Below are 6,131 nucleotides of genomic sequence, written 5' to 3'. Positions count from 1 at the left end.
ACTGTCGGCTGTCATTTGATCCCTTTTAGAAGAGCCAAATATACCTATCTGACAAACTCCCCATTGAGCCAGCTGAGGCTTACTTGATGACAGAATTTTCTTAATGATGGGTTTGGGCAACATAAATGCTACTCTTTGATTCGATATAAAATTAAAGAAATCCGGTTTAACTCCTAAACGAATAAACCCGACCATTTGTGGCCGGGTTATCTTCAATACAGTCAAGCTTGGTTATTCTTTACTTTAAATCCTTGAACGCATCTGCAAATACTTCTGCTGATGCGCTACCAGTTTTTTTAGCCTCAAATGAAATTACCTTTTCAGCCTTCGCTTTTTCGTTCAGTCCGTGCATATCCGCATGCTCGACCGCAATGTGCGGGGCGATTACCAGGGAAACGATCGACATCAGCTTAATAAGGATGTTCATTGAAGGACCCGAGGTATCTTTAAACGGATCTCCCACGGTATCTCCCGTTACCGCCGCCTTATGCGGTTCTGATTTCTTGTAGTAAGTCTGTCCGTTAATTAACACACCTTTTTCAAATGACTTCTTGGCATTATCCCAGGCGCCGCCTGCATTGTTCTGGAATATTCCCATCAATACGCCGGAAACCGTCACTCCTGCCAATGTTCCACCAAGTACCTCCGGCCCAAAAAGAAAGCCGACCAGCACAGGCACAATCAAAGCGATAAGGCCGGGAGCTACCATCTCACGGATTGAAGCTTGCGTGGAGATAGCGACACATTTGTCATACTCCGGCTTGGCCGTACCTTCCATAATACCGGGTATCTCCCGGAACTGACGACGTACTTCTTCCACCATTTTCATAGCCGCACGACCAACCGCCGCAATTGCCAGCGATGAGAAAATAAAAGGTATCATCGCGCCAACAAATAGGCCAGCGAGCACATTGGCTTTATAAATATCAATGGAATTAATCCCCGCCACACCGCAGAAAGCAGCAAAAAGCGCCAGGGAGGTAAGAGCCGCCGAAGCGATTGCAAAGCCTTTTCCGGTGGCGGCAGTGGTGTTACCTACTGCATCGAGCACATCTGTGCGGCCGCGTACTTCCTCAGGTAAATATGCCATTTCGGCAATTCCGCCCGCATTATCGGCAATCGGGCCAAATGCATCGATCGCCAGCTGCATAGCAGTTGTCGCCATCATACCTGCTGCTGCGATAGCTACTCCGTACAGGCCTGCAAATTCATAGCTGATAAAAATACCTGCTGCCAGTACAAGCGTAGGAATTACAGTTGACTCCATTCCCACGGAAAGACCGCCAATAATATTAGTCGCGTGACCCGTTGAAGACTGGTTAACAATCGACTGAACCGGCCGCTTACCCATTGCAGTATAGTATTCCGTCACCATCGACATAATCGCACCCACCACAGAGCCCAGCAAAATCGCCCAGTACACGTCCATTGCCGTAAAATCCACCCCTCTGATCGTGAGCGTGCCTTCTGGCAGCATCCACATTGTCAAAGGATAACTTACAACCAGCACCAGGATAATGGAACCCCAGTTTCCGCGGTTTAATGCAGCCTGTACATTGCCATTGTCATCAGCAACACGCACAAGCATCATCCCGATAATAGACGCGATCAGGCCCACTCCTGCGATGACCATTGGAAGCAAAATTGGTGCAATGCCGCCAAAGTTGTCTGTTGAAGTAGCAACAATTTCCCGGCCTAACACCATGGTCGCCAGGATCGTAGCCACGTATGAACCAAACAAATCGGCGCCCATTCCGGCTACGTCGCCTACGTTGTCACCTACGTTATCTGCAATCGTAGCAGGGTTGCGCGGATCGTCTTCGGGAATTCCTGCTTCAACCTTACCTACAAGGTCGGCGCCTACATCAGCTGCTTTGGTGTAGATACCGCCGCCCACACGCGCAAAAAGCGCAATGGATTCAGCACCAAGCGAAAATCCGGCTAGTACTTCCAGCACTTTTTCCATTGCCAGTCCATTCACGTCTGTGCTGTCGCCTACGAATGCAGAATATAAAATGATAAACAGTCCGCCCAGTCCAATTACTGCAAGACTTGCTACGCCAATCCCCATAACAGAACCACCTGTAAATGAAACTTCCAGCGCTTTTGCCAGACTGGTACGCGCAGCCTGGGTGGTACGCACGTTAGATTTTGTAGCGATATTCATCCCGATGTATCCTGCGAATGCAGATACAAATGCGCCAATTACAAACGATATTCCGATAAATGCACTTGAATTTTCAACGAGGGTACCTGAGTAGCCCAGGAGTATTGCAACTATAATTCCAAAGACGATGAGTACACGCCATTCGGCTTTCAGGAAGGCAAGGGCGCCATCTGCGATAGCATCTGCTATCTCTTTCATTTCAGGACTTCCACCATCCTGTCGGACAACCCAGCCTCTTTTGAAGAACATAACCAGCAGGCCAACAAGACCGAGAACCGGTACTAAATAGGTAATGACACTCATGCTATATCCAATTTATTGTTAAAATGTTTACAATTCCGTAAATATAGAGAATGAGACCTCATAACAAAATCCAAAAACCTGCTTTTTGGTTAATTCTTATAGATTTTATAAAAATTTAATGAATATAGCTTTACGGGAACGCGTCAGAAATTGGAGCATTGATTATCAAAAATCAACCTAACTAATTAGCCTCCAGCGCCTTTGAGCCTGCCGGACGGAAGATTGCAAGAAGAAGCAGACTGCCCAGAAAGCCTGCAATACCGGCAGCTATCGCGAGCATTGTTCCTCCCAGCATGTACTGTACAAAATTGAGGTGAATGGATTCAAGTGTCAGGTTGTCAAAAGCGCTGATTTCCACTCCTTTCTCGTAGAACAAACCGCCAAATTTGTAACTGGCGAAAATGATGAATGGAATAAATGGAGGAATACTGATATGGGCGGCAGTGAGGAAAAGGACTTTGTTCATCCGGAAGAAAATCGAGAGCGGGATTCCGATCAGCAGCTGAAAACCCCAGACTGGTAAAATGCCCATGAAAAAGCCGAAACCGATTGATCTGGCTTTGTCAAGATTGGATTCACCCGGCTTGATAGCTTCCTGTTTGATCAGGTTCCAAAACCCTTTTTGCCTCACTTGCAGGATCAACCTTTTGGGCAGGTAGTAGAGCAGGGTAAGTATAACCAGCCACGTATTAAGAATGCTGATCCGCGTAAAATCACGGAACGGACGAAAGTGCGTAACGCGCTCACTCTTATCATAAATAACCTGTATGTTAATGGGAATAATGGGTACATCGCGCCAGGCCATTTTCACGATCACTTCTATTTCGGTTTCAAATTTCCGCGTGAAAAGCTTCATGGATCTGAGCGGCTGCAAGGGGTATAGCCTGAAACCCGTTTGCGTATCCGGGAGCGTGATCCCGGTCTCGAACTTAAACCAGAAATTGGAAAACTTATTACCAAAAGAGCTTTTGCCCGGCACTCCCTCCTGCGCCATATTCCTTGATCCCATGATCAATGCACCCGGGTTTGAATGCGCGGCTTCGATAAAGGCAGGTATGTCGCTCGCAAGATGCTGACCGTCTGAATCGAGCGTAATTGCATGCTCGTAACCCAGCAGCATCGCTTCCTGAAATGCCCGCCTGAGCGAGTAGCCTTTTCCAAAATTCCTGAAATTATTTAGAACACGCAGTTTAACGCCGTACGAGGACAGAATGTACTTGGTATCATCCGTAGAACCATCGTTGACCACAATCACCGTCTGCCCGTCCGCATAAGGAAGCACAGAATCGATAACCCTCCGCAATGTGTTCTGATTGTTGTAAGAAGGAATGATAATGCAGCACTTGATCTCCGAAAGAGTCATTTTAGTTACGGGACTGATAAAAAATTTCTTTATGTCCGTTGAGTCGCAAAAGAGAGTAAATAACTCAGATAAATGTTGCTTGCAGCTTGAAAAAAACTGAACCGCCACTTTCCCCGGAAGCGGTAATATCCAGCATATCCTGCGTCTTGTATTTAATAAAAACCGTCAGTTCTTCATGCCTTGACGGGTCGAGTACTTCCAGGAATTTACAGGTTCTCAGCGACTTTAACTTCAACTTTCTGCCTGTATGTTGCGCCAGCAGCTCCTGCACCATTTCCAGCTGAATCACGCCCGGCACCACCGGAGCACCTGGAAAATGTCCGTTAAAAAGTGCGTGCGAAGGATCGATTTTCACTGCTGCTTTTACACTGTCTTCCGTTTGTTCGAGCTTCCCGATCTGGTAAATACCTTGCTGCATCCTGTTCAAGTATACTTATAAATTTTGGAAGAGGCTATCGTTAATCGGCTGATTGAATTTCTCGGCTGAAAATTTCATCACACTTTTGTCGCCTCCCTTTTCAAAAAACACCAGTTCTTTCAGCCTGAGAGAGCTTTTTGGAAAAACCATCGTGATTTTTGAATAGATATTTTTTAACCGCCGGTTAATGGGGGTCAGCACGATCTGGTACTGGTCTTCGCTGCCCAGACAAGCAATAGCAAACGCCTTATTCTGTTGGAAATCCCCATTTACGAGTCCTATCATCAATTCTTTAATCTGCGCCGCCATTCTCCCAGCCTGACCTACATTCTTCTCTTTTCCACCTTCCTGAATACGCAACTTATCACCGTTAATTAATATGACGTATTTAGAAGGAGACTTTTGCTCCCAACGCATTTTGTCTTTCTGCTGAAAATAGAACAAACCTGAGGAACGCTCGGGCTCTTTCAATACTGCCAGGAATTTCTCTTCTGTAAAAGCCGCCTGAATGGATGTGGTAGCCTGCGAAGTTTTACGCAACTCTGCCAAAACCTTTTCCTGATCAGCCACCGGCTTGAAAGTTTGCGCCTGCGAGATTTGCACAAGCGCCAGACAGAACAGGCACAAAACAAACCTAAGATTGTTCATAAGCTTCTTTTTCGATGAGTTGGGAAAGAGGTATAATCTTGATCCCCTTTTGCAGACAATGCTCGATCACGTCTTCGACAGAATCGGCAGTAACGCGCAGGTTATCGTGCAGGAGCACAATATCTCTCGTTTTAAGCCGGGCTATGATCTTGTTGATAATCTGGTATTTATTGGAAGCGCGCGTATCCAGGCTCCGCAGCGACCAGCCTATCGAATGCAGCCGCAGCTCTTTCAGTACTTTGGCGTAAATGGGATTAGTAACACCAAAAGGCGGTCTGAAATACATAGGTGACTTCCCTATCGCAGCCAGAATTGCTTCACTGCATTTTTCAATGTCTTGTTTCAATTTCGTTCCGGGAAAAAACCCGAGAAAGTAGCTGTGGCTGTAAGTATGGTTGCCGATAATATGTCCCTCACTTTCAATCTGGCGCAGCAGCTCCGGATATATGGCCGCCTTTTTGCCAATTACAAAAAATGCTGCTTTCACATTCTTCTCTCTTAAAACTTCCAGGATGCGCGGCGTGGTGTCAGGATCTGGTCCGTCGTCGAATGTAAGCGAGATAGCCTTTTTCTTGCCTTTGTTAATGGACCTTAAAAAGTAGTTGGACTGGATTTTAAAAGATCCGTAAGCAGTAATCGCGAGGTAAGCCACCACAATAGCCACAAAAATCAACCATGCAAAGCCAGTCTCCCAAAAGATGATCCCGCTCAATGCAAATACGGTAATGGATGTAAATGTGACGATGTTATGCTTCAACTGATTGTATCAATGTTAATCCCAGGTTCTCACTCCTCAATGCATTTACGACCAATATGTTACGGATTGATTGTTCTGTTCGCATCATATCCGCCGCATAGTGCATTCCAAAAGCAGCAGCGGTCGGGTAAATGCCCGAGTATGCCAGATAATCAATGCATTTTTCTTCGCTGATACCAGCCTCAGTAAACAACTCAGTCAGCTCTCCGGACTGTTCCGGCAGCAGCGAAGCAAACAAAACGTAATCCAGTTCAGCTATTTTCAGTTCATTCCGTTGCAAGAATTCGTTGATCGCCAAAGCCTTGTTTTCCGGGAATGCAATGGGCCAGCAATCTTTTACGCAGGCAACGATTTCGCTTCCGGGTGCATTGGAAACAATAAAAAATGATGCCGCCGAGGTAAGTTGTCGCGTCGGACGCACACTCAGTTCTCCCGCTATTTCCGATAGTATCTCGATGTATTCATCCGCTGCTCC

Annotated in this window: 5 protein-coding genes and 2 pseudogenes; all 7 read right to left on the bottom strand. The window is 46.4% G+C overall.

Annotated elements, in window-relative coordinates; translation table 11 throughout:
- A pseudogene (locus ACTIE6_RS15290) lies at positions 1-195 on the bottom strand (hypothetical protein); the annotation flags it as partial.
- Positions 196-238: 43 nt separating this feature from the next.
- Positions 239-2,470 carry a sodium-translocating pyrophosphatase gene (locus ACTIE6_RS15285; protein ID WP_439557461.1) on the bottom strand — a complete coding sequence of 744 codons (2,232 nt, stop codon included), beginning with the start codon at positions 2,468-2,470 and terminating at the stop codon, positions 239-241.
- Positions 2,471-2,651: 181 nt separating this feature from the next.
- Complete coding sequence (locus ACTIE6_RS15280) at positions 2,652-3,833, bottom strand: DUF2062 domain-containing protein (RefSeq protein ID WP_439557460.1); 1,182 nt, start codon at positions 3,831-3,833, stop codon at positions 2,652-2,654.
- 64 nt (positions 3,834-3,897) lie between these two features.
- Positions 3,898-4,251 carry a 3-hydroxyacyl-ACP dehydratase gene (locus ACTIE6_RS15275; RefSeq protein WP_439557462.1) on the bottom strand — a complete coding sequence of 118 codons (354 nt, stop codon included), beginning with the start codon at positions 4,249-4,251 and terminating at the stop codon, positions 3,898-3,900.
- A 15-nt stretch (positions 4,252-4,266) separates the two neighbouring features.
- Complete coding sequence (locus tag ACTIE6_RS15270) at positions 4,267-4,899, bottom strand: LolA family protein (protein ID WP_439557459.1); 633 nt, start codon at positions 4,897-4,899, stop codon at positions 4,267-4,269.
- Positions 4,886-5,656 (bottom strand): polysaccharide deacetylase family protein, encoded by a 771-nt coding sequence (locus ACTIE6_RS15265; protein WP_439557458.1) that lies wholly within the window; start codon positions 5,654-5,656, stop codon positions 4,886-4,888. Before ACTIE6_RS15265 ends, ACTIE6_RS15270 begins: the two co-directional genes overlap by 14 nt.
- Positions 5,646-6,131: pseudogene (locus ACTIE6_RS15260) on the bottom strand (beta-ketoacyl synthase chain length factor); the annotation flags it as partial. The gene ACTIE6_RS15265 and the pseudogene ACTIE6_RS15260, both read right to left, overlap by 11 nt.

Origin of the sequence: Dyadobacter sp. (genome assembly GCF_051859145.1) — a bacterium.
GTDB lineage: Bacteria > Bacteroidota > Bacteroidia > Cytophagales > Spirosomataceae > Dyadobacter.
The sequence above is the reverse complement of the archived record's forward strand: the minus strand, read 5'-3'. Positions and strand labels throughout refer to the sequence as shown.

Excerpts from the sequence above, each read along its gene's own strand:
- ACTIE6_RS15285 (WP_439557461.1), bottom strand. The coding sequence starts at position 2,470 with ATGAGTGTCATTACCTATTTAGTACCGGTTCTCGGTCTTGTTGGCCTG.
- ACTIE6_RS15280 (WP_439557460.1), bottom strand. The coding sequence starts at position 3,833 with ATGACTCTTTCGGAGATCAAGTGCTGCATTATCATTCCTTCTTACAAC.
- ACTIE6_RS15275 (WP_439557462.1), bottom strand. The coding sequence starts at position 4,251 with ATGCAGCAAGGTATTTACCAGATCGGGAAGCTCGAACAAACGGAAGAC.
- ACTIE6_RS15270 (WP_439557459.1), bottom strand. The coding sequence starts at position 4,899 with ATGAACAATCTTAGGTTTGTTTTGTGCCTGTTCTGTCTGGCGCTTGTG.